Origin of the sequence: Paenibacillus antarcticus (genome assembly GCF_001637225.1) — a bacterium.
GTDB classification, from domain to species: Bacteria; Bacillota; Bacilli; order Paenibacillales; family Paenibacillaceae; genus Paenibacillus_AQ; species Paenibacillus_AQ antarcticus.
Genome location: NZ_LVJI01000001.1, coordinates 196,963 through 219,889, shown reverse-complemented (window position 1 = coordinate 219,889; position 22,927 = coordinate 196,963). Strand labels below are relative to the sequence as shown.

Sequence of the window (22,927 nt, the reverse complement as noted above, 5' to 3'; positions counted from 1 at the left end):
TCGTTTAAAGTGAGAATGTTGTGTTCAAGTGACATGATGTCTAACAAGGGTGGTACCACGGTCTTTTCGTCCCTTTTTTCGGGAGGAAGGGCCTTTTTTGTTTAAAATCTAACGTACATTTATGGATTAAGGGGGCTTGAATGGCTATGAAAGAGAGATTGGAAGCATTGAAGAATGAGGCTCTGGCTCAGTTGCAAGAGGTGGACAGTCCAGAGAATTTGAATGATCTACGTGTGAAGTATTTAGGTAAGAAAGGCGCATTGACTGAGATTCTACGCGGCATGGGTTCTTTGAGCGCAGAAGAAAGACCTGTCATCGGTCAAGTAGGAAATGAAGTGCGTGCAGCGATCGAGAGTGTGATCGAAGTCAAACAAAATGCTTTTCAAAAGGCAGAGACTGAGAAACGTCTACAAGCTGAGAAAGTGGATGTTACATTACCTGGACGTCCGATGTCACAAGGGGGCGTTCACCCCTTAAACAAGGTCATTCAAGATATTGAAGAAGTATTCATTGGTATGGGATACAATATCTCGGAAGGTCCTGAAGTAGAGACGGATTATTTCAACTTTGAGGCACTTAACTTACCTAAGGATCATCCAGCTCGCGATATGCAGGATACCTTTTATATTACAGAAGAATTGTTAATGCGCACACAGACGTCACCCGTGCAAATGCGTACGATGCAGAGCATGGATGGTAAATCTCCTGTCAAAATCATATGCCCTGGTAAAGTATACCGCCGTGATGATGATGATGCGACGCATTCCTTCCAGTTCAATCAGATCGAAGGTCTTGTGATCGGCGAGAACATTCGTATGAGTGATCTTAAGGGAACGTTACAACAGTTCGTTCAGGAAATGTTCGGAGCCAATACACAAATTCGCCTTCGTCCAAGTTTCTTCCCGTTCACTGAGCCTAGTGCAGAAGTGGATGTTACGTGTGTGAAGTGTGGAGGAAGTGGATGCCGGATGTGTAAACAGACGGGTTGGCTAGAGATTCTAGGTTGCGGAATGGTTCATCCGAAGGTATTAGAAGCGGGTGGTTATGATTCAGAGAAATTCACAGGATTTGCATTTGGTATGGGTGTAGAACGTATTGCGATTCTTAAATATGGTATTGACGATATTCGTCATTTCTACAATAGTGATATGGCTTTCTTGAAGCAGTTCTCAAGGATTTAAATTTGTAAAAAGAGGAAGGGGATCGTCATGAAGGTATCAACAGAATGGCTGAAGGATTACGTTACATTAGAGAACGTAGTTGCTGAGGATTTAGCAGAACAAATTACACGTGCAGGTATTGAAATAGATGAGGTTGAGAACCGCAATAAAGGCGTGGATAAGATCGTTGTTGGTTATGTTGTCAGTAAAGAGAAACACCCGGACGCTGACAAATTGAATATCTGTATCGTAAATGCAGGATTAGAAGAGGAACTACAGATCGTCTGTGGAGCGAAGAATGTGGACGCAGGTCAGAAAGTTCCAGTAGCGCTTATCGGTGCTACCATGCCTGATGGTATGCAGATTAAGAAAGCAAAACTTCGTGGCGTATTATCTCAGGGTATGATCTGTTCTGCTAAAGAACTAGGATTGAATGAGAAATTACTACCTAAAGCGCAACAAGAAGGTATCTTTGTCCTTCCAGAATCTGTAGAGATTGGCACGCCTATTAGTCATGTACTTGGATTAAATGATAAAGTGCTTGATTTTGATTTGACGCCTAATCGTTCCGATTGTCTTAGTATGCGCGGTGCAGCATATGAAGTTGGCGCAATCCTAGGTCGTGAAGTGAATATACCAGATCCACTAGAACAACTCTTTGAAGTAAGTGATACTGCAGCAGAACATATTTCTGTTCAGATTAGCACACCGGAATTCTGTAGTCACTATGCTGCTCGTTATATTACTGGAGTTAAGATCACATCGTCTCCACAATGGATGCAGAATCGTTTGATGGCAGCGGGTGTACGTCCGATCAACAACATCGTAGATATCACGAACTATGTGATGTTGGAGTATGGTCAGCCACTTCATGCTTTTGATGCGGATAAGCTGAATAAAGGTGCTATCGATGTTCGCCTTGCTAAAGCAGGAGAGACATTGATCACTTTGGATGGGCAAGAGCGTAAGCTAGAGCCTCATATGTTACTTATTACGGACGGTGTGAAACCTATTGCCCTTGCGGGTGTCATGGGTGGAGCTAATTCAGAAGTAACAAATCAAACGGTGAATATTCTATTGGAATCGGCTAATTTTGACGGGGCAATTGTACGTAAAACGTCTCGCCAGTTAGGTCTTCGTTCCGAAGCGAGTCTACGATTTGAGAAAGAAGTCGACCCTGGTGCAGTTATTCCTGCATTGAATAGAGCTGCTTCATTGATCGCTAGTCATGCAGAGGGCAGCGTGCATCGTGGTATTGTTGAATCAATCGTTGAACCTGCACAAGAAGTAACGATTGCATTACGCCTTGAGAAGTTGAATGGTGTCTTGGGTACGGACCTTTCTATGCTTGAAGTGAAAACAATATTTGCTCGCTTGAATTTCGATTGTGCTGATACGGCTCAGGGGATTATCGAAGTAAGAGTTCCAACGCGTCGCGGTGATATTACAACCGACGTTGATCTTATGGAAGAAATTGCTCGACTCTATGGGTACGATAACATTCCAACGACACCTATTGAAGGACCAACGACTCCTGGTGCATACACGAAACCCCAAGCTTTACGTCGTGAATTACGGAGACTGTTAACACATGGAGGATGGCAGGAGTTAATTAGCTATTCGTTTACACATCCCGATCTAACAGCTGTATTTCCATCACTAACAATAGGTAGTAAGCCTGTTAAACTATCTATGCCAATGAGTGAAGAGCGTAGTGTTCTGCGTACAAGTATTATTCCTCAGATGTTGGATGCGGCAACGTACAACGTGAACCGTAAACATCCTGACTTAGCATTATTTGAAATAGGTCATGTCTTCTTTACGGAAGAAGAACAATTGACTGTACAGCCGAAGGAAATACCGGTCTTATCTTTATTGCTTAGTGGTAATAAGGGGCAGAAACAGTGGAATGTTACTCCGGTGCCAGTTGATTTCTTTGATCTCAAAGGATCGCTTGAGTCGTTGTTTAATCACCTTGGCTTGCAGGACTCAGTAACTTATGTTGCCAATCAACCAGAAGGATACCATCCTGGTCGTTCTGCTTCCATCTACTTAGACAATGGATCAGGCCTTAAGGTGTTATTGGGTACACTTGGTCAAGTTCATCCTCAATTGCAAATTGATCGAGATCTGGAAGATGTCTATGTTGCGGAATTATTGCTACAACCATTATTTGATAACACGGATTATGAGTTGAAATATCGTGATTTACCACGTTATCCAGCTGTTGAGCGTGATATTGCAGTTGTAGTAGATCAGAGCACGGAAGCCGGAGCATTACTTACTAAGATTCGTGAAGTTGCGGGCGAATTGTTACAGACCGTACAGGTATTTGATGTGTACACAGGAAGTAAACTAGGTGAGAATAAGAAGAGTATTGCTATCTCACTTTTATATCGTCATCAGGAACGCACATTAACGGATGAAGAGATAACGACGGTACATGGAACTGTTGTAACGGCATTAGAACAAACTTTTGAAGCTGAATTAAGGAAATAGCAGGAATTGAACACAGTCACATCGAATCCATAGACTTAATGATTCGATGTGACCTTTTTAGGAATGAAAAACATCTAAATTGTGGAAATGACGATTGCGAATCAGACAACTAAGAGTCAACACATATGAAGGAGGGAACAACAGTGAATATACCCGATCGTAATCGCGTCACCGTGGAAATCTACGGGACTTCTTATAAACTTGTCGGAAGCAGTTCTGACTATATGAAAAAAATTGCTCAGTACGTTGATGAACGAATGAATGCCGTATCTAAGAATCACACTAGGCTCGATACCCCCAAGATCGCGGTGCTCGCTGCTGTCCATATGGCTGAGGAAGCCATTCAGACTCAGGAAGTTCGTAATGAACTCAAGATGCTTACTGGAGAACGTAGCGAACTGAAAGCTGAGATCTTGAAGTTGCAAGACAACCGTACGGAACAGGCGGAGAAGTTGTTGAAGCAACAAGAGGAATCAGCAGTGGTTGTTAAAGAGAAAGAAGAACTTCAGACGGAACTTAATCGAGTACAAGCTGAATTACAACAACAATTAGAGAACAATAAATCTTTACTTGATAAGGAAATAGTCAAGAATCAACAATTAACACAGAATCAAGCTAGCCAAGAGCAGAAGTATAAACAGTCTGTTCTAGAGTTAGATAAGCAACTTGTTGATCTGCGAAATAATAACAATCAAGGGCAGACGAAATTGCGTGGGATTGAGAAGGAATTAAAAACGGCTCAAGAAGCGCACACGCAATTAAATGAACAATATAAGCAGTCGGTACAAAGAGAACAGACGGCTAAGGCTGAGCAACAATCTGTTCAAACACAGGTTACGAAATTACAGAATGAATCGAACCAAATCAAGGATAGTCTAGCTAAGTCTGAGACGGCCCGTCAGTTGTTACAAAAATCTCTTGAAGCGAGCGATGCTACTGCCCGCAAACTTGAAGCTGAAGTGAACAAGCTTTCGGCAGAAACGAAGTCTTGGAAGATGCTTGCTGACAAGAGAATGGAAGAAATTTCTGGATTGGAAGGTATTATATTAGAAGGTACTGAACAGCATGAGACACTCGAATCTGGCATGAAGTCACTTCATGATGAACTTAGCGTATTGAAGGAGCAATCTGTGCTGGAAGTAAACAGACGTCAAACAGCTGAGAATGATTTACTGCTTCTTAAGCAACAATACGAAGAGGCGCAAGAGGTTTACCGTGAAACGGTGAGACGTGATGAGGATGCAAGATTAGAGAATCTGATGTTGTTAGAAGAGAAAGAAGAGAATGAACGGCTATTGAAAGAGTTACGAGATAAGATAATAGAGATTTCATCTCGTGAATCCGAAAATCAGGCCTTATTAGAAGCTGCTCATGATGAACTTACCGTACTGAAAGAGCAATCTGAGCTGGAAGTGAATATACGCCAGAGTCTTGAGAGTGATTTGCTGAATATCCAGCAACAGTATGAAGAGGTACAAGAGGTTTATCGTGAAACGGTGAGACGTGATGAGGATGCAAGAGTAGAAAATCTGTTGTTGCTAGAAGAGAAAGAAGAGAAGGAACGCTTATTGAAAGAGTTACAAGATAAGTTAGTAGAAGCCGCTTCTCGTGAATCCGAGAATCATAACTTGCTAGAGATCACTCAGCGCTCATTGGAAGAGTGGACTACACGATATGAACAACTTGAGAGTAAGCAATCTTCCTGGGGAGCAGAAGAACAGAAACTTCAGGCGGAGTTAGAAATTTGGCAACAGGAGATTGCAGTGACAGAACAGCAACGTGAAGAGTTACGTGGTGAAAAGGAGACTGTGTCTCGTGAGTTACTTGAGATCGGAGAGTCCTTCGAACTTGTGGCTCATCAATATCGTCTTCTACAGTTGGAACATGAGATACAATTAGAACAGACGAAAGAGCTTACGGAAGAACATCGAAAGCTCAGCGAGGAATACGGAAAGTTACAAAGTGAATATAACGAGTGGATTGAACTAATCGAACAAGATAAAAGTTAAATACAAGAATGATCGCCTCACTTCTATGGAAGTGAGGCGATCAAAGTGTGTTTATTCTATAATAAGTTTGGAGATCATACCCGAGTGTCCAGAGCCACAGAATACGGAACAAATAATCTCGTATTCACCAGCTTTGTCTGCCGTAATGACTTTGGAAGGATGTTTCTTATCAAGTTGAAGCTCTAGTCCAGGGATCAGAACACCGTGATTACCTGCTTCATTCTCAAATACAATCTTAACAGTATCACCTTTTTTAATGCGATACTCCTTTTGGTCGAACGTATAGTTTGTGGCTTTAATGACGATTTCCTCGCTTGGAGCTACTCCGGTGTCTGTTACCCCACTATTGGAAGAATTCGCTGAGGAATTGTCTCCTCCACATGCAGATAAGGTCATTAAAAGTACGCAACTTATGATTAATACAAGTAATTTTTTCATAATTCACTCTCCCATAGGCATGATATTGTGACAAATATAGTAATATCATACCTTATAGGAAACGTCTTTGCACATGATGATTTGAAAGATTCGTGAACAAAGTATGGTTTGTTTAAGGTACGATAGATCGCTAATCTCAATGAATATTTGGCCACAGGCAAGCCCCTGTTCCATGGAACAGGGGCTTGCCTGTAATGTGGGTACTAAGCGTTATTGTTCACGCTCTAGTTAACGATGATCACGAGCTGCATCATAGGGTGTTGCCACCGGTATGAAGAGGTCAATAATTCCAATGACCAGTGCAGCTATCAGAGCGCCAAGCATAGTTACGCTGACACCGCTAACGATGAATTGGGCAATGTAAATCACTAATGCACTGACTAGAAACCCGACAATGCCTCGACCAAAAGGATTTATTCGTTTACCGAATATACCTTCTACAACCCAACTAATCAAGGCAATAACTAGAGCGAGAATAAGAGCGCTCCAGAATCCACCTACGGAAAACTGTGGCACGATCCAACCTACAACCATTAACACCAGTGCTGCTACAATGAATCTAACGACATGACCCAGGAAGTGCATGCAATTGGCCTCCTTTACACATGATTAATGTGTTATGCAAGTGTTATTGTATTCAATTATCAGGAAACTATGTACGGAAGTTCAAAATAGCGAATTTGGGTTGGTTTCGTTATAATAAAGTCAAGGTTGAAAGGAGTAGTGAATTATCTTGGACGACAAAATTTTGCATACTTTAGAATATCGCAAGATTTTAAATAAATGTTCGGGCTATACCCAGACAAGTATGGGAAAACTGGCGGTAGAACAACTTAAACCGGTTACGGATTTAGAGTCCGTCACACAACAATTAAATGCTACGAATGAGGCTTATACCGTAGATCGATTAAAGGGAACGCCTCCTTTTGGAGGAATAACAGATATCTCTGCAGCTACAAAAAGAGCACAGATCGGTGGAACGTTAAATCCACACGAGTTGCTGGCTATAAGTAATACTATTTATGGATCTAGACGTATCAAACGATTCATTGCTAACATTCATGAGGATGAAGAAGTTAAGATTCTATTCACGTTAAGTGAAGGGATTTCTGAACAGAAGGTTCTTGAGGATGCTATAAAATCTTGTATAGATGACAGTGCTGAGGTCATGGATTCGGCAAGTTCAGAACTTGCACAGGTTCGCAGAGAACTTAGAACTGGGGAAGTTCGTATTCGTGAAAAGCTGGATTCAATGATTCGCTCTTCTACCGTCTCTAAGATGCTTCAGGATCAATTGGTGACTATTCGTGGGGATCGTTTTGTTATACCGGTGAAGGCAGAACATCGTTCTTACTTCGGTGGTATCGTTCATGATCAATCCGGTTCTGGTGCAACGCTGTTCATTGAACCTGAGGTCATCGTAGCGATGAATAATAAACTGCGTGAATTACGGATGAGAGAAGAACGTGAAATTGAAGTTATTTTACAGAAATTAACGGCTCTTGTTGGTGATGAAGCAGAAATGTTACTTATAGATGTTGGTGTGGTTGGAGACCTCGATTTCATATTTGCCAAAGCACGATTAGGACATGTGATGAAAGCGTCGATGCCACAAATGAATGATGTAGGATTTCTAAAGCTAAAAAAAGGACGGCATCCGCTTATTCCATTGGAACAGGTTGTTCCCATTGATGTGGAACTAGGCAAGACGCATACTTCCATTATCGTAACTGGCCCGAATACGGGAGGTAAGACGGTTACGCTGAAGACGATAGGACTTCTTTGTCTCATGGCAATGTCAGGATTCTTCGTTCCAGCTGAAGAGGGTAGCGAACTAAGTGTGTTTGACGCCATATTTGCAGATATTGGGGATGAGCAAAGTATTGAGCAGAACCTCAGTACGTTCTCCAGTCATATGACCAATATTATTCGGATATTGAAGCAAATGACGTCTAAAAGTCTCATCTTGCTGGATGAAGTAGGGGCTGGAACGGATCCTGCAGAAGGGTCTGCATTAGCGATATCCATTCTGGAGCACATTCACCGTACGAACTGTCGCATGGTGGCAACGACACATTATAGTGAATTAAAAGCTTATGCTTATGAACGTCAAGGCATTATTAATGCGAGTATGGAATTTGATGTGAATACATTGAGTCCTACATATCGTCTATTGATCGGTATTCCGGGAAGAAGTAATGCATTTGCTATCGGAGAGCGATTGGGATTACAGAAAAACATATTAGATTTTGCTCGGGGTGAAGTGAAAGAAGAAGATATGCGTGTAGAGCACATGATCGCTTCTCTTGAGGACAATCGCCTGCGTGCTGAGACTGAGCGTAAACAAGCTGAACAGCTCCGTAAAGAGATGGAGGCACTACGAAGTCAGCATCAACGAGAGCTCGAGAAGTTGGATGAACAACGTGAGAAGCTATTGGAAAAAGCAGAGCTTAACGCACAAGAAGTGATCAACAAAGCTCGCGCTGAAGCAGAACGAATTATTTCTGAACTGCGCGAGCTTGCAATGACTGAAGGCGCATCGGTGAAAGAACACAAGTTAATTGCGGCACGTAAGCAACTTGAAGAAGCTGAGCCGAAGCAACGTAAGAAAACGCCGGCCAAGAATCAAGTTAAAGTTCGTACGATTGAACCTGGGGATGAGGTAAGACTATACAGTCTGAACCAAAAAGGGCATGTTGTAGAACTTACGGGAAATAAAGAAGCCATGGTACAATTAGGTATTATGAAAATGAAGGTTAGCTTAGATGATTTGGAACTCTTGAATGCGAACCAAACAGATAAACCACAAAAGCAGAAGAGTGTTACAATGGTTAAACGAACGCGAGATGACAATATTCGTCGTGAACTAGATCTGCGTGGTGCGAACCTCGAAGAAGCGTTGATGGAAGTCGATCGTTTCATTGATGAGGCATTTTTGAGCAATTTAGGTCAGGTAAGTATTATCCACGGTAAGGGAACTGGTATTCTTCGAACAGGTATGCAAGAGTACCTTCGTAAGCATAGACATGTTAAAAGTTATCGGTTGGGCAATTATGGCGAAGGCGGAAATGGTGTTACCGTCGCTGAATTGCATTAAGTATGTTTGCGTCGTTTAAGTTCAGTTGTAAGGAGTGTCATCCCTATGAAAAACTTGATACGTATATTATTTGTTGCCGCTGTTATGTTTATAGTAGCCGGAATTGTTTATTTGAAGAATAGCTAGGAGGAAGGTTTCATGGAAACAACAGTATGCCCATGGTGTCAGACAGAAATTGTATGGGATGAAGAACTAGGTCCAGAAGAAGAATGTCCGCATTGTCAGAATGAGCTAAATGAATATCGTACACTCAACATTGGTATTGACGAGGACGATGAGGAACTTGAACCTGAAGTCATTACAGCTCAAGGCGAAGATGAACTATCGATTAACCCTTTCTGGGAAAAAGATGTTATTCGTGCCACGCCAACCATTCGTGCACTTGATAAGTATGAGACAAGTCACGATTTGATGAATTACGAAGAAATGGTTGAAAAAGTATTAGATGAACAGGAAGAAGTTCCTGAGTGTCCTCATTGTCATGAATATATGTTGTTAGCAGGACAACAAGTGACAGATAGTGGGTTCCAACCTACGGTAGTTAAAGCACTACAGTCCCCAATTCTAAGTACACCATTCACAGTGGATATGTACATTTGCACGGGCTGCTTCCACGTTCAGACAACGCTTTCTGAGGAAGATCGTTTAAGACTTGTTCAAGGCTTAAGTAAATAATTATTATATAGAATATAAGTTAGTGGTATCAAAAAAAGTTGACTAGCAAGTAACCCGATTGGCGATAATGCCAATCGGGTTATTTGTCTCTTTGCCAGATTACGCCGATACATGTTCTGAAGGAGGAGATGGTTTAGTAGTTCGGGTTAAGGAGAATAATTCAAGATCATCCGTTCTTGGGTTTCCTGTTAAGATATCTGCTATTAATTCAGCAGCAATCATACTATACACGGTTCCATTACCTCCATAACCCTCTAAAAAGTAGCAGTGTGGATATTGTGGATGTGGCCCAATCATGGGAAGTCCATCATGGGTTGACCCAAAGACAGAGGCCCAAGAATAATCTATTGTTAAGGGGCCTATTTCAGGAAATAACGCCTCCGCCTCCTGAAGCAATTTTCGACTCTGACTGATGAGTCGTACTTCACGATCTTCAGGGTTCAAGAGATGCTCATCAAGGCCTCCGATTACAATCCTATCATCTGATGTAGTTCTCATATACAAATAAGGACGTGCTGATTCCCATATAAGTGATCGTTCATGCCAACTACTGAGATCCTTTACGGGATTGGTAGCGATAGCATATGAAGTGGTTAGAATGGCATTGCGATCAGCTTTCATCTCTTGTGTCTCGTAACCTAGAGCGAAAATGACATGCTTTGCAAAAATACGATGATTCCTCGTATGACAAATCACGCCGTCTTGCTGGTACTCATAACGAATGACCTCTGAATTCTCATAGACTTGTACTCCGTTGTTTGCAGCTGTAGCAACTAAGGAATGACACATTTGAAAAGGATTAACTTCTGCATCTCCATGCGTATATAGAGCAGCCGGTTTGGTGAATGGGAACGTGGAAGATATTCGATCCTTATCCCAGTATTCAACGTTAAATCCATAATGGTTGAGATTATTGTACTCTTCTTGAATCATAGAAACATCTTGTTCTGTGCTTGCATAATAAAGGCTATTACGTGGAATGAACTGTGTCTCCATGATTAAGTCGTCTTGGATGTCATGCAGTTTCTTCATAGCATCCTCACATAACTTATAGAACCGTACACCTGCCTCTTCACCGAATGTATTGATACATGATGTCAGTGATTTATCGTTCGTATACTGCAAGAGTCCTGTATTCGCAGCGGTACTCCCTGTAGCAATCTTTGTTTTGTCCAATAGAATAGTGCTGACTTTCTGCAAAGATAACATGTAAGAAAGTAATGCTCCCCCCATACCACCTCCAATGACAAGACAATCGCACGAAAGATCTTGTTCAAGCGCTGAATATTGTGGTGCTGTAACAGAGGGTTTTGACCAAAGTAGGGAACCAACATTTAATGGGGTCACGATCAACACTCCTTTATAGTATTAGGATTAGAATTACAAATGAATTTCACATATTAATAAAAGGTCGGGAGATACTATCTTTGTCAAAATATACTTACCCAGGAGGGACGCATATGCAACCATTAACAACGAAAGAGCTTTCCTACATCTCAGATTCCATTACCAATGAGAACTTATTGATCAAGCAATGTGCTGCAACAGCCGCAACGACACAGAATACAATCATTCAACAAGCATGTTTATCCTATATTCGAAGTTTGGATAGTCACCTTGATCAACTCGTACAATCATTAGAAGCACACCAACAATTAGCACCAACGCAAATTCAATAGATACAATGCAGCAAACACTATTATAGAGGAGGATACTAACGTGACATCTCAGAATAATTCCGCGTTTATGCCAGAAAAGGATTTGTTATATACGATTGTGGCTGATTTGAAAAGAACCTCTAGAGAATATTTGACAGCAGCGACAGAATCTAATTGTTCGTCTGTACGTCAGATGTTTACGAACTTGACGAATGATACATTGAGATTACAGGGGGAAGTATTTACCCTGATGCAGCAGCAAACGGAGTATTCACTACCTAGTCAAGCGCCACGTTCTGAATTAGATAAGCACGTTCAAGCATCTAAAAAGACGCAACAAGAATCTCGTCAATTCGTGAGCCAAAAAACAGGGAATGATATACAAAATGGATATATTCCTAATGCTGAACAACAACAATCACAATCGGGAAGCACACAATATATGTAATCGATTGGAAAAAGCATATTTTATATGAAATAACTGTCTCATAAGGCTCCGGGCCAAGTGGGACGGTTTTTTTCTATGCATAGACCTCAAAATATTGTAGTATATGTATTAATCTCTTTTACGCGGGTATGACATTTATTAATATCAGTGCCCACGAAAAGCAAGCACTGGAGGATAACTTATGAAGGAACTAAACGATCTTAAAATGAAGGTGTTGGACCTTTTAAAAGAGGACGCGAGAAGGTCCCCGGCTTTATTGTCTACTCTTCTTGGTGTTAGCGAAGATGAAGTTACAACGGCGATAGCAGAGCTTGAGAGTGATCATGTGATTGTGAAATATTCTGCTGTGGTGAATTGGAGCAAGATTGAAGATGAGAAAGTAACAGCCCTGATTGAGGTTCAGATTACACCGGAACGTGGGCGTGGATTTGAGGGGATTGCAGAACGTATTTATTTATATCCTCAAGTGAAATCGGTATATCTGATGTCTGGTGCATATGATTTACTTGTAGAAGTAGAAGGACAAAACTTAAGAGAAGTAGCGAACTTTGTGTCTGAGAAATTATCACCAATCGATTCTGTACTTTCAACGAAGACCAATTTTATTCTGAAGAAATATAAACAAGATGGGATTATTCTCGAGGATCACATAGAAGATACTCGACTCTTGATCTCTCCATGAAGAAGGAGGAAGTGTGATGATCTTGAATGAAGGGCGTGCAACAGAGCACAAAAAATCAATGGAATCCTATTTAGCGCCGCTCGTCAGGGAGATCGCTCCTTCGGGCATTCGTAAATTTTTTGATCTAGTATCAGCTAATAAAGATATTATTACGCTTGGTGTGGGTGAGCCAGATTTCGTTACACCATGGCACGTACGTGAAGCGTGTGTTTACTCTTTAGAACGAGGACGTACGGGATATACCTCTAATGCAGGAATGCCTGAACTTCGTGAGGCTATTGGTCAATATTTGGATACGAACTTCCAAATTACATATGATCCTGCGAAGGAGATACTCGTTACCGTAGGGGGAAGCGAAGCGATAGATTTAGCACTACGTGCATTGATCGTTCCGGGTGATGAAATCCTTATTCCTGAACCATGTTATGTGTCATATTCGCCGATTACTGCTATTGGTGGAGGCATCCCAGTTGGTATTGAAACAACGTCTGCGAATGGTTTTAAATTAACTGCGGAGGCTTTGGAAGCAAAGATCACACCTAGATCCAAAGTAGTGATATTATCTTATCCAAGCAATCCAACGGGTGCAATTATGACGTATGATGATTGGTTACCTATTGCTAAAGTGATAGAGAAACATGATCTCATTGTTATTTCTGATGAAATTTATGCTGAACTTACCTATGGTGAGAAGCATGTTAGCTTTGCATCTATTCCTGGAATGATGGATAGAACCGTGCTAGTGAGTGGATTCTCTAAAGCATTTGCTATGACAGGGTGGCGTATGGGTTATGCATGTGCACACGAAGACCTCATTGCAGCGATGTTAAAGATTCATCAGTATACGGTGATGTGCGCTCCAGTGATGGGCCAAGTTGCTGCATTAGAAGCATTAACAACCAATGGCTTAGAGGAAAAAGATCGAATGATGGAATCCTATAACCAGCGTAGACGGTTGATTGTTCAGGGATTGCGTGATATCGGGCTTGATTGTCATGAACCTCAGGGGGCATTTTATGCATTTCCGAGCATTCAAAGTACCGGTTTATCATCCGATGATTTTGCGCATAGACTGCTTGTAGAAGCTAGAGTAGCAGCGGTTCCGGGTAACGTCTTTGGACTCGGCGGGGATGGTTTTCTTCGTTGTTCCTACGCGACTTCCGTTGCTCAATTGACTGAGGCGCTTGATCGAATAGGCGGATTTGTAGAAAAACTGAAAAAAGGCTAATTTAGCTGATTATTTTTGAGAATTAACAATATGTTCACTTTTATTATTAGTATTTTATGTTATAATTTGTCTTTAAGAGCAGAAACTATCTAATGGAGGGATTCGATTTGTTTTGTGCTGATTATGATATGCCCAAATATCGGGGGGGTTATATCTCCGAAGGGAAGATTGGTAAATGGCCAAGCAAAACGAACGAATCTTCGAATAGAGAGTTTACGTTGGAAGATGAAATTCGAATGCTCCGCAGCAAGATGGAACAAATATTTGTCCAAGAGCAGTCATTTACTTCTGAAATCGTTATTGAAATTAGTAGTTTGCTAGACTTAAAGATAAATGAATACATGAAAAACATTCTCCCTAAAAAATAATATGTAGTTTACAAGGAGGCTCGTAATGATGAGCCTTCTTTTTATCTGTCCACTATATATGCTATATTGTTCTTATTATCGATTGGGGGAACAGACATTGAAACGTATTGGACAATGGCTTCTAATTTGTGCGAGTATCTTGATGTTGGCAGGTTGTGGGAATGATGCAGATGTTTCTATTTTTATGACGGATCTTTCACAAAGCCCTTCAGATATTAGGGAGCCGTTAGAGCAGGAACTACAAGAGAAGCTTGGAGAAGATCTTAAGGTTAGCATCTCGGCAGCGGCATTATATGTTGAGCAAAAAGTATTGATAGAATACGCGGCTGGGGAACATGAGATTATCATTGTGCCTGAAGATGTTATGAAACGATATAGTCAGCAGGGTGCTCATAGGGTCCTTGATCAGGAGTTCGATTCCGAGAAATTCCCTGAGGGTGTGTTTGAGGCTGGCGTAACGGATGAAGCAACAAATGAGATAGTCTCTGAGAAGCATCTTTTTGCAATCCCTCTCTCAAAAATGAAAATATTTCAAGGTATGAACTTCCGAACGGAAGGATTATATGCTACCATTCCATTCTCCTCAAATTCAGTTGAGAATTCAGTTAAAGTGATGAAGCTCATGATTGGGGAATAATAATAGAAGCAATGCTTTTCCAATAACTAAGTATATGCTTTCGAAGTAAGTTTTTGAAACGAAGACTATTCGATGAAGTGATGCTATTTCAAAATCTTTTAGGAGGATTCCAAATGAAAGTATACACACGTACAGGCGATAAAGGTGAAACCTCTGTCATTGGAGGCAGAGTGATCAAAGATGATCATCAAGTAGAAGCTTATGGAACGATTGATGAGTTGAATTGTTTCGTAGGACAAGCGATTAGCCTCATGGAGGGTGAATTGTTTGCTGATCTGAAGGAACAGTTGTTAGAGATACAACATGAGTTGTTTGATTGTGGTTCGGATTTAGCGTTTGTTAAGCTAAGTGAAAGTAAATATAAGGTGACAGGCGAATTGGTAGAGCGATTGGAACTTTGGCTAGACACGTGTGAGAAAGAGAACCCAGCGCTCGAGCGATTTATTCTACCTGGTGGAGATATGATATCTTCCACTCTTCATGTTTGCCGCACAGTGTGTCGTAGAGCAGAGCGTAGAACCGTGACTTTAGGCAAAGAAAAGGATATCAATCCCGATGTACGTAAATATTTAAACCGTTTGTCTGATTATTTCTTCGTAATTGCAAGAACGGTGAACGCACGTAAAGGAGTAGCAGACATCGAATATGTACGTAGTCAAAAGGTGTTTAAATCAGAGAAATGAGCCAATATTATAATCCAATCGCATACGTCGTTTCCGCCGAAGAAGAGGGATGGAAACTAAAGACGATTTTGCAAAAAAAAATGAACATTTCTCGCAAACTGTTAACACGACTGAAACAGACCGAGGAAGGGATCAAGCTAAATGGCGAGAGAGTGTATATTAGTGTTTATGTAAGGAGTGGAGATAGGGTTGAAATACGGATGGAGCAGGAGACTTCGGAAGATATTTTACCTCAGCCCATTCCTTTTGATATTTTATTTGAAGATGACGATCTGTTGGTTGTAAACAAAGAGGCTGGCATCATTGTTCATCCTACTAGTGGTCATTATACCAACACGTTAGCAAACGGAGTCGTTCATTATTGGCTTGAACAAGGGAAATCGTTTCGCTTTCGACCCGTTCATAGGCTTGATCAAGAGACAACGGGCGTCTTAGTTATTGCGAAGAATCCCTACGTCCATCAACATATCTCTCAGCAGATGATAGATGGAGAGGTTGATAAGAAATATATTGCATTGGTCCATGGTGTGCCTAGTCCCCCTGAAGGAATGGTAGATGGTCCTATTGATAGAGACCCATTGGATCCTCATCGTAGAATTGTGACACCAACGGGGTATATTTCACTGACACGGTACTGGGTCATTGAACAATACAATCAGACGAGTATGGTACAACTAAAGTTGGAGACAGGTAGAACACATCAGATCCGTGTTCATATGACGTCAATCGGATGTCCGTTGATAGGGGACTCGTATTATCGACATCCTATTTATGTTGAAATGGAAACGGATCAGGATAATGAACTCGCTGGCACTGAAACTCAGAAGAACTTGATGGATGAGAATAAAGTGGTTAGGATTGATCGACTGATAGGTCGTCAAGCGTTACATGCATCGGAGTTGTCCTTTGTTCATCCGATTCTGCAAGAACGGATGACCATTACTGCACCACTTCCAACGGATATGGTAGCACTTCGAGGTCAATTACTTCAGAATATAATGAAGGAGGAAGAATAAGTATGAGCAACCTTGTTATTTATCAATATCCAAAGTGTAGTACATGTCGTAATGCAACGAAATGGTTACGAGCAAATGGACATGACCTTGAAATTCGTCATATCGTTGAGAATCCGCCAACGGTCTCTGAATTAAATGAATTAATTGATAACAGTGGGCTAGAACTCAAGAAATTTTTTAATGTGAGCGGCGAAGTATATAAAAGCTTGGGACTAAAGGATAAGCTTGCCAACATGACCCGTGAAGAACAAATCGAACTGCTCTCGTCAAATGGAATGTTAATTAAGCGACCTATTGTAAGTGATGGGGAGCAGGTAACGCTAGGCTTTAAAGAAGAGCAATATGCCAATGTTTGGGGAAGCTAGTATTTCGATAATGCCCTGTTAGAGGTATGATATACTATACCTATCACCGCCTTTGTGCGGAAGAAAGAGTTATATAAGGAGCGGTTAAAAGAGTGACAAGTCAAAAACAACAATCGTTAATGCTAGTCGATGGCATGGCTTTATTATTTAGAGCGTATTTTGCATCGGCTTCTAGTGGATATATTCGTCGTACAAAGGCTGGCGTTCCTACTAATGCTATCTATGGATTTGTCCGTTATTTCTGGGATGCTGTACAGACCTTCGAACCAAGTCATGTCGTCTGCTGTTGGGATCTGGGTGGGACTACTTTTCGTGCTGAGGAATATTCGGCTTATAAAGGAAATCGTTCGGAAGCACCTGATGATCTTATTCCTCAATTCTCTCTGATCCGTGATGTCATTGAGAGTTTCGGAATACCTAATGTTAGTTATCAAGGGTTTGAGGCAGATGACTGCATTGGTACGTTAGCAACACAGATCAGTAAAGAAATGAATGTTACGATATTAACGGGTGACCATGATTTACTTCAACTCGTGAGTCCGGCTACGAGTGTCATTATAATGAAAAAAGGACAAGGTAATTATAAAGTATACACACCTGAATCCTTATATGAAGAAAGACAACTTCATCCTCGTCAAATTATTGATATGAAGGCACTTATGGGTGATGCTAGTGATAATTACCCCGGTGTTCGTGGGATAGGAGAAAAGACAGCGATCAAGCTTATTCAGGAATACCAATCGATTGAAGGGATTCTTGAGAACCTCGATCAACTCTCTTCGAGTGTACGTACTAAGATTGAGAATGATCTAGATATGCTACATTTATCACGTAGACTCGCCGAAATTCATTGTGAAGTTCCCGTAGAGTGTGCCGTTGATGGTTGCCAGCTTGAAATAGACAATGTTCTGATATCATCGAAATTCGAAGAATTGGAAATGAAGAGTCTATGTCAATTGATTGGAGTTGAAGCAGTCTAGGTGAGCAGGTCATGGTTCAAATCCAAGAGAATAAGTAGAGTAGGTATTGGAATGCTAGTGGTAGTCATGACATTATCCTTTGTACTACCTGGATATATGAATACATCCTATGCATCATCTAGTGCTACTATTAGAAATGAAGTGAAAAAGGTAACGGTTAGTGGACGAAGTTTTACAGTACAGACCACGTCTATTCCTAAAGGAGTACCAAGTACTGTTGGGCTGGCTAAGGGTAAAGTGGGGTTAACACAAGACTTTAATGCCATCGTAAAAGCATATCGCGGAGAAGCTGCGATAAGCGGTGCTTTCTTTGAAGCTTATGGAGGTCCACCTGATCCTTATGGCAATCTCATTGTGGACGGAAAGATTGTGCATATGGGACACTATGGAACGACGATTGGTTTTAAATCTGACGGAACCGCACTTATGGATAGACTTAGATTGAGTATCAAAGGTACAGTATCTAGAAGTGTAGGTAGTCCCTTGAGTTGGTATGCGACCTTTGTTAATCGGACACCTTCGACGAATGCTAATGTTAGTATTTTATATACAGAGAATCGTGGGAGTTACGTTGGATTTAAGGGTGGTATTGCCGTTGTGATAGAGAACGGGAAAGTTACCAAGAAAGTGCCAAATGATAATGTTATGATTCCGAAGAAGGGCTATGTTCTCGTATGTAACGGTACAGAAAAGTCGATGGCTGAACGCTTTGAAGTTGGAGCAGATGTAGAGATGAATGTTACTTATCAAGATGATCAGGGACAAGCCCTTCCTTGGGAGGAAGTCATTACGGCAGTTGGAGCTGGACCAAGACTTGTGAAGGACGGTAAGGTTGCATTAACGCCTACGGCAGAAGGATTTAAAGACCAGAAGATATTAAGTAGTGCTGCTGCGCGTAGTGGAATTGCGATCATGGCAGATGGTTCTGTGATGATTGCCACAATCTCGGGTGCAACGATGAAACAGTGGGCTGAAGTGATGCAGAAACTGGGTGCAAAGCAAGCTATGAATCTGGATGGAGGCGCGTCCTCTGCGCTGTATGGTAGAGGGAAAGTACTGACATCAGCAGGACGATTACTTAGTAATACGTTAGTATTTGGGAATAACCTAAATAGAAATCCGTAAAGTATCAATAAAATAAATGTTCATCATGACCACGCCTCATTTATGATGCGTGGTCATGTTATACAATGATGGTAATGCTCAGGATGCGCTCACATATTGTATCGTTTCGTTGTATCTACAAACAGAATAATATAATATAATAGGGGGGAAATCAGCTTGAGCAGAAGGGGATGTTGACACATGGGTTTATTAGGAGCGATTGAAGCAGGAGGAACGAAGTTCGTCTGTGGTATTGGAACAAAGGATGGCGAAGTTGTAGAAAGAGTTAGTTTTCCAACAACAACACCAGAAGAAACGATGGCTCAGGTAGTGGCTTTTTTTGAAGGAAAAGACATCGAAGCGATTGGCATTGGTTCTTTCGGACCCATTGATCCCATTAAAGAAAGCGATACATATGGTTATATTACGACCACACCCAAACCTCATTGGAGTCAGTATGATATCGTTGGATATATGAAATCACATTTTGATATGCCTATAGGTTTCGATACAGATGTGAATGGGGCAGCGCTAGGTGAACACTTATGGGGTGCTGGACAAGGCTTAGATAGCTGTATGTATATTACTGTAGGTACAGGTATTGGGGCAGGAGCTGTCGTTAATGGGAAGATGTTGCATGGATTATCTCATCCTGAAATGGGACATATCATCGTTCGGCGTCATCCAGAGGATTCGTACAAGGGAACGTGCCCTTACCATGCGGATTGTTTAGAGGGACTAGCTGCAGGACCAGCAATTAGCGGGCGTTCTGGATTACAAGGTGTTGAACTCGATGTGGAACATCCGGCATGGGAAATGGAAGCGTATTATTTAGCACAAGCTTTAATGAATTATATCTTGATCTTATCCCCGCAAAAGATTATTTTGGGCGGTGGGGTTATGAAGCAACGTCAACTATTTCCATTGATTCATCGTGAGCTTCGTAGCCTTCTGAATGGATATGTACAGCATTCATCCATTAATAAAGATATTGAGCAATATATTGTCTCTCCTATGCTAGGTGATAATGCAGGACTATGTGGTGCATTAGCACTTGCACGGTTAGCACTTGAGGAAGTTTAATTTCTCATTATGTCTAGATATGAATTATCGTTGACGAAATGACAGTATATGGTATTATAGGGGTAACAGTATAACATGGTTCGACCGAGGAAGCACCTCTCTTACATTATTGTAAGGGTGGTGCTTTTTTTGCGTGTTGTGCTGAATGATGGGAGGGATGAAAAATGCAGGTTGTTTTTATGAATCGATTAGTCAAAGGATCTAGAAGTGATGAGGAAGCAGTAGCACAAGTATGGATTGGTGAGGAGGAAGGAATTTGGCATCTTGGATGGCGAGATTTCCAGATAAATGAAGAATACCTTGATTCCTCATGGTACGAAGGTGTTTCATGGAATGAGTTGTTGTGTATTTATCGTCACGGCCTTGCCATCAAGCTTGGAGAGGGTTACAGACCCATTATAGAAGGCGTATTTCATGAAGAGGAAGAACAACGTTACCGTGGTCAAAGTGTTCAGAAATTGTATTGTTATAGTGAACATCATCCTGATGAAAATGTATACAACGAGTTATGTGCATGGAGACGTAGGAGAGCTGTCTCTGAACGTAAGGCTCCGTATTTCATTGCAAGTAATAAATTATTACGATTAATCAGTAGCTTTATTCCGCACAATGTTGAGGAACTATTGCAACTACCGGGAGTGGGAGATAACAAAGCAGGGGATTATGGCACTGATATTTTAGAAATCACAGCTAAAGTAACACGCAATCATACCTTTCCATTAAATTGGGTTTACGCTGAATTAAATGAAGAGGTTTACATGACTTGGGTATTCAAGCAGAAGGAACAGAAATACAGACTTGAGCTAGATCAGTATAGGATGCGTCGCACGCTTATGATGGGAATATCGGAAGGCAAGAACGTAGAGCAGTTAGAACAGGTATGTAACACGCCTCGGAAAGAAATCATTGAAGCTTTGGAGGAACTGGAGAAGGAAGGTTATGACACCGAGCATCTTATACAGATTGAACTGCAAGAAATGGCTATTGTCGAGCAGAATGCTGTATGGTCGGCATTTGAAGAACTCGGAGATAATTTCTTGAAGCCAGTACTACAGAAGGTGTATGGGGAAGGGAAAGATACGTTGGCTAGAGGTAATATAGATCAATTATACGAACGCATACGAATGATTCGTATTCGGTTTCGACGGGATCAAGATTCTAGAAGGAACGTCGGTTAAATATGACACAAGGACGAAAGATTCTCTGTAGACAGAGCGCCTTTCGTCCTTGTGCAATGATTAGAGCCAATCTTTCTTCTTAAATATAAGGAACATGCCGAAACCCAAAGTCGCCATGATAGCTATAATCATGAAATAGCCGTATTTCATGTCTAATTCAGGCATGTTTGTAAAGTTCATTCCATAAATCCCAGTAATCAGTGTTAACGGAATGAAGATGGTTGTAATGGCTGTAAATACTCTCATAATTTCATTCGCACGGTTAGCAATACTGGACTGGTATGCTTCTCTTAAGTTACCCATCAGATCACGATATGTTTCAAATGTTTCAGTAATTTTTACAGCATTCTCATAAATATCACTGAAATATTTCTGCAATTGGTCGTCGATCAGTCGAAGATCTTTTTTGTTGAGAATGTTAATAACTTCTTTTTGTGGACCAAGAACTTTCTTTAACCACAATATCTCACTTCGAAGTCCAATGATTTCAATAAGATGAGATTTCTTAGTATGCATTAGAATATCTTCTTCTAATTTCTCGATTTTGGCCTCGATCCGGTCACCTACAGAAAAGTAGTTATCCACCACTAAGTCAATGAGAAAATATAAGAATCGATCGGGTGAACTGACTTCTTGTTCCCAAAGGATGGGTTTCAATGAACGAAGCTCATTTATTTTTTGATTCGTAACCGTGATAATGTAATTTCTCCCTAAGAATACACTAAGGGCGCGCAAGAAAATTTCTTCATCATCGAACCTGATGCTGTTGACTACGATGAAGTAGTGGTTTTCATATATTTCAATCTTAGGACGTTGTTCATCCTCACTGAGACAGTCTTCAACAGCTAAGTCATGTAAAGAAAAGAGGGGTTGCAATAAAGTAAGGTCTTCTGCATCTGCGTCGATCCAGTAGAATCCTTCTTCAGGTGGGGTAAGTGTAGTTTGGATGTCATCAATTGGGGTGAACACCCCTGTATTAACCAATCGAATTTTCATTAGTAGTCACTCCTTCATCCCCATGATCAGCCATGGGTAGCGCTAAGTTACGCGCATAGAAAAGAGGTCAGTCTTTGAAGTTAAAGGTAAGATAATACTTACACACGGAGAAGTTGAATAGCTCCTTCCTCCAACAGGCTGGTTCTAGTCCTATGCGGTTGTGTTATATAATTCATCAGCTGGGGTTTCGGGTCGCCGTCCATCTTCCATGTCACCTCTTCTTCATTTATAGGAATGTAATACTTGTCTAGTATAACGTCCTCCTAACATCCTTTCAAGAAGAAAAAAGGTTGTTACGTCTAGTCTATAGCTTATGATCATTGCGCGATCTAGGTGTTAACGGATTGAAAAATTTCTTTGAAAAGGTAGTTCTCTTCTTGACGAAGGTAACGTTATGATTTAAAGTGAATTCAGGTATAAATTTTACCAAAAAATATTAAACTACAAATGAATAAAGCGAAATCTTATCAAGAGCAGGTGGAGGGACAGGCCCGATGAAACCCGGCAACCGGCGTTTAATAAACGTACGGTGCTAATTCTTGCAGGAAGATTTGTCGAATTGTTGGCAAATCCTTCTTGAGAGATGAGAGAGGCGCATAGATTAACGATGATGACCTTTCTCC

At 41.1% G+C, this 22,927-nt stretch carries 22 protein-coding genes and 1 riboswitch; of the genes, 18 read left to right on the top strand and 4 right to left on the bottom strand.

Going from position 1 to position 22,927, the window contains the following annotated elements; translation table 11 throughout:
* The first annotated feature begins 146 nt into the window (after positions 1-146).
* The 3 genes from pheS (at position 147) to zapA (ending at position 5,668) form a co-directional block, all read left to right on the top strand.
* On the top strand, positions 147-1,181 hold the full coding sequence (gene pheS / locus PBAT_RS01045; protein WP_068646345.1) for a phenylalanine--tRNA ligase subunit alpha: 1,035 nt from the start codon (positions 147-149) through the stop codon (positions 1,179-1,181).
* A 27-nt stretch (positions 1,182-1,208) separates the two neighbouring features.
* Positions 1,209-3,659 carry a phenylalanine--tRNA ligase subunit beta gene (gene pheT, locus PBAT_RS01040; RefSeq protein WP_068645893.1) on the top strand — a complete coding sequence of 817 codons (2,451 nt, stop codon included), beginning with the start codon at positions 1,209-1,211 and terminating at the stop codon, positions 3,657-3,659.
* A gap of 143 nt (positions 3,660-3,802) precedes the next feature.
* A complete protein-coding gene (gene zapA, locus PBAT_RS01035; RefSeq protein ID WP_068645892.1) occupies positions 3,803-5,668 on the top strand; it encodes a cell division protein ZapA in 1,866 nt (621 codons plus the stop codon).
* 51 nt (positions 5,669-5,719) lie between these two features.
* On the opposite strand, the gene PBAT_RS01030 is transcribed toward zapA, so the two are convergent.
* Complete coding sequence (locus PBAT_RS01030) at positions 5,720-6,106, bottom strand: cupredoxin domain-containing protein (protein WP_068645891.1); 387 nt, start codon at positions 6,104-6,106, stop codon at positions 5,720-5,722.
* A gap of 228 nt (positions 6,107-6,334) precedes the next feature.
* Entirely contained in the window at positions 6,335-6,691 is a 357-nt protein-coding gene (locus tag PBAT_RS01025; RefSeq protein ID WP_068645890.1) for a phage holin family protein, read from the bottom strand.
* A 148-nt stretch (positions 6,692-6,839) separates the two neighbouring features.
* Between PBAT_RS01025 and PBAT_RS01020 the strand changes: the two genes are divergently transcribed.
* Both PBAT_RS01020 and PBAT_RS01015 read left to right on the top strand, forming a co-directional pair.
* Positions 6,840-9,203, top strand: a complete 2,364-nt coding sequence (locus PBAT_RS01020; RefSeq protein ID WP_068645889.1) for an endonuclease MutS2 — start codon at positions 6,840-6,842, stop codon at positions 9,201-9,203.
* A gap of 138 nt (positions 9,204-9,341) precedes the next feature.
* Positions 9,342-9,878 carry a hypothetical protein gene (locus PBAT_RS01015; RefSeq protein ID WP_068645888.1) on the top strand — a complete coding sequence of 179 codons (537 nt, stop codon included), beginning with the start codon at positions 9,342-9,344 and terminating at the stop codon, positions 9,876-9,878.
* A gap of 99 nt (positions 9,879-9,977) precedes the next feature.
* Here PBAT_RS01015 and PBAT_RS01010 read toward each other — a convergent pair whose 3' ends face one another.
* Positions 9,978-11,225, bottom strand: a complete 1,248-nt coding sequence (locus PBAT_RS01010; RefSeq protein ID WP_068645887.1) for an NAD(P)/FAD-dependent oxidoreductase — start codon at positions 11,223-11,225, stop codon at positions 9,978-9,980.
* A 113-nt stretch (positions 11,226-11,338) separates the two neighbouring features.
* On the opposite strand from PBAT_RS01010, the gene PBAT_RS01005 reads away from it, so the two are divergent.
* From PBAT_RS01005 to PBAT_RS00945, 13 genes are all read left to right on the top strand, one after another.
* Positions 11,339-11,557, top strand: a complete 219-nt coding sequence (locus PBAT_RS01005; RefSeq protein WP_068645886.1) for a hypothetical protein — start codon at positions 11,339-11,341, stop codon at positions 11,555-11,557.
* A gap of 40 nt (positions 11,558-11,597) precedes the next feature.
* On the top strand, positions 11,598-11,984 hold the full coding sequence (locus tag PBAT_RS01000; protein ID WP_084402743.1) for a spore coat protein: 387 nt from the start codon (positions 11,598-11,600) through the stop codon (positions 11,982-11,984).
* Between the two features lie 181 nt (positions 11,985-12,165).
* Positions 12,166-12,666 carry an Lrp/AsnC family transcriptional regulator gene (locus PBAT_RS00995; RefSeq protein ID WP_068645885.1) on the top strand — a complete coding sequence of 167 codons (501 nt, stop codon included), beginning with the start codon at positions 12,166-12,168 and terminating at the stop codon, positions 12,664-12,666.
* Between the two features lie 16 nt (positions 12,667-12,682).
* On the top strand, positions 12,683-13,894 hold the full coding sequence (locus PBAT_RS00990) for an aminotransferase class I/II-fold pyridoxal phosphate-dependent enzyme (RefSeq protein WP_068645884.1): 1,212 nt from the start codon (positions 12,683-12,685) through the stop codon (positions 13,892-13,894).
* A gap of 107 nt (positions 13,895-14,001) precedes the next feature.
* On the top strand, positions 14,002-14,262 hold the full coding sequence (locus PBAT_RS00985) for an aspartyl-phosphate phosphatase Spo0E family protein (protein ID WP_068645883.1): 261 nt from the start codon (positions 14,002-14,004) through the stop codon (positions 14,260-14,262).
* Positions 14,263-14,290: 28 nt separating this feature from the next.
* Positions 14,291-14,899 (top strand): hypothetical protein, encoded by a 609-nt coding sequence (locus tag PBAT_RS00980; protein ID WP_169810069.1) that lies wholly within the window; start codon positions 14,291-14,293, stop codon positions 14,897-14,899.
* 113 nt (positions 14,900-15,012) lie between these two features.
* Positions 15,013-15,582, top strand: coding sequence for a cob(I)yrinic acid a,c-diamide adenosyltransferase (locus tag PBAT_RS00975; protein ID WP_068645882.1), 570 nt, complete (start codon positions 15,013-15,015; stop codon positions 15,580-15,582).
* Positions 15,579-16,598 (top strand): RluA family pseudouridine synthase, encoded by a 1,020-nt coding sequence (locus tag PBAT_RS00970; RefSeq protein ID WP_068645881.1) that lies wholly within the window; start codon positions 15,579-15,581, stop codon positions 16,596-16,598. Before PBAT_RS00975 ends, PBAT_RS00970 begins: the two co-directional genes overlap by 4 nt.
* A gap of 2 nt (positions 16,599-16,600) precedes the next feature.
* Entirely contained in the window at positions 16,601-16,963 is a 363-nt protein-coding gene (locus tag PBAT_RS00965) for an arsenate reductase family protein (RefSeq protein ID WP_068645880.1), read from the top strand.
* Positions 16,964-17,082: 119 nt separating this feature from the next.
* A complete protein-coding gene (locus PBAT_RS00960) occupies positions 17,083-17,943 on the top strand; it encodes a 5'-3' exonuclease (protein ID WP_068646339.1) in 861 nt (286 codons plus the stop codon).
* On the top strand, positions 17,944-19,068 hold the full coding sequence (locus tag PBAT_RS00955) for a phosphodiester glycosidase family protein (protein ID WP_246168298.1): 1,125 nt from the start codon (positions 17,944-17,946) through the stop codon (positions 19,066-19,068). It abuts the gene before it with no gap.
* Between the two features lie 180 nt (positions 19,069-19,248).
* Positions 19,249-20,130, top strand: a complete 882-nt coding sequence (locus PBAT_RS00950) for an ROK family protein (protein ID WP_068645878.1) — start codon at positions 19,249-19,251, stop codon at positions 20,128-20,130.
* A gap of 164 nt (positions 20,131-20,294) precedes the next feature.
* Entirely contained in the window at positions 20,295-21,308 is a 1,014-nt protein-coding gene (locus tag PBAT_RS00945) for an HRDC domain-containing protein (protein ID WP_068645877.1), read from the top strand.
* Positions 21,309-21,368: 60 nt separating this feature from the next.
* On the opposite strand, the gene corA is transcribed toward PBAT_RS00945, so the two are convergent.
* Positions 21,369-22,304, bottom strand: coding sequence for a magnesium/cobalt transporter CorA (gene corA / locus PBAT_RS00940; RefSeq protein WP_068645876.1), 936 nt, complete (start codon positions 22,302-22,304; stop codon positions 21,369-21,371).
* A gap of 461 nt (positions 22,305-22,765) precedes the next feature.
* A riboswitch (SAM riboswitch) is annotated at positions 22,766-22,894 on the top strand.
* Positions 22,895-22,927 lie beyond the last annotated feature (33 nt).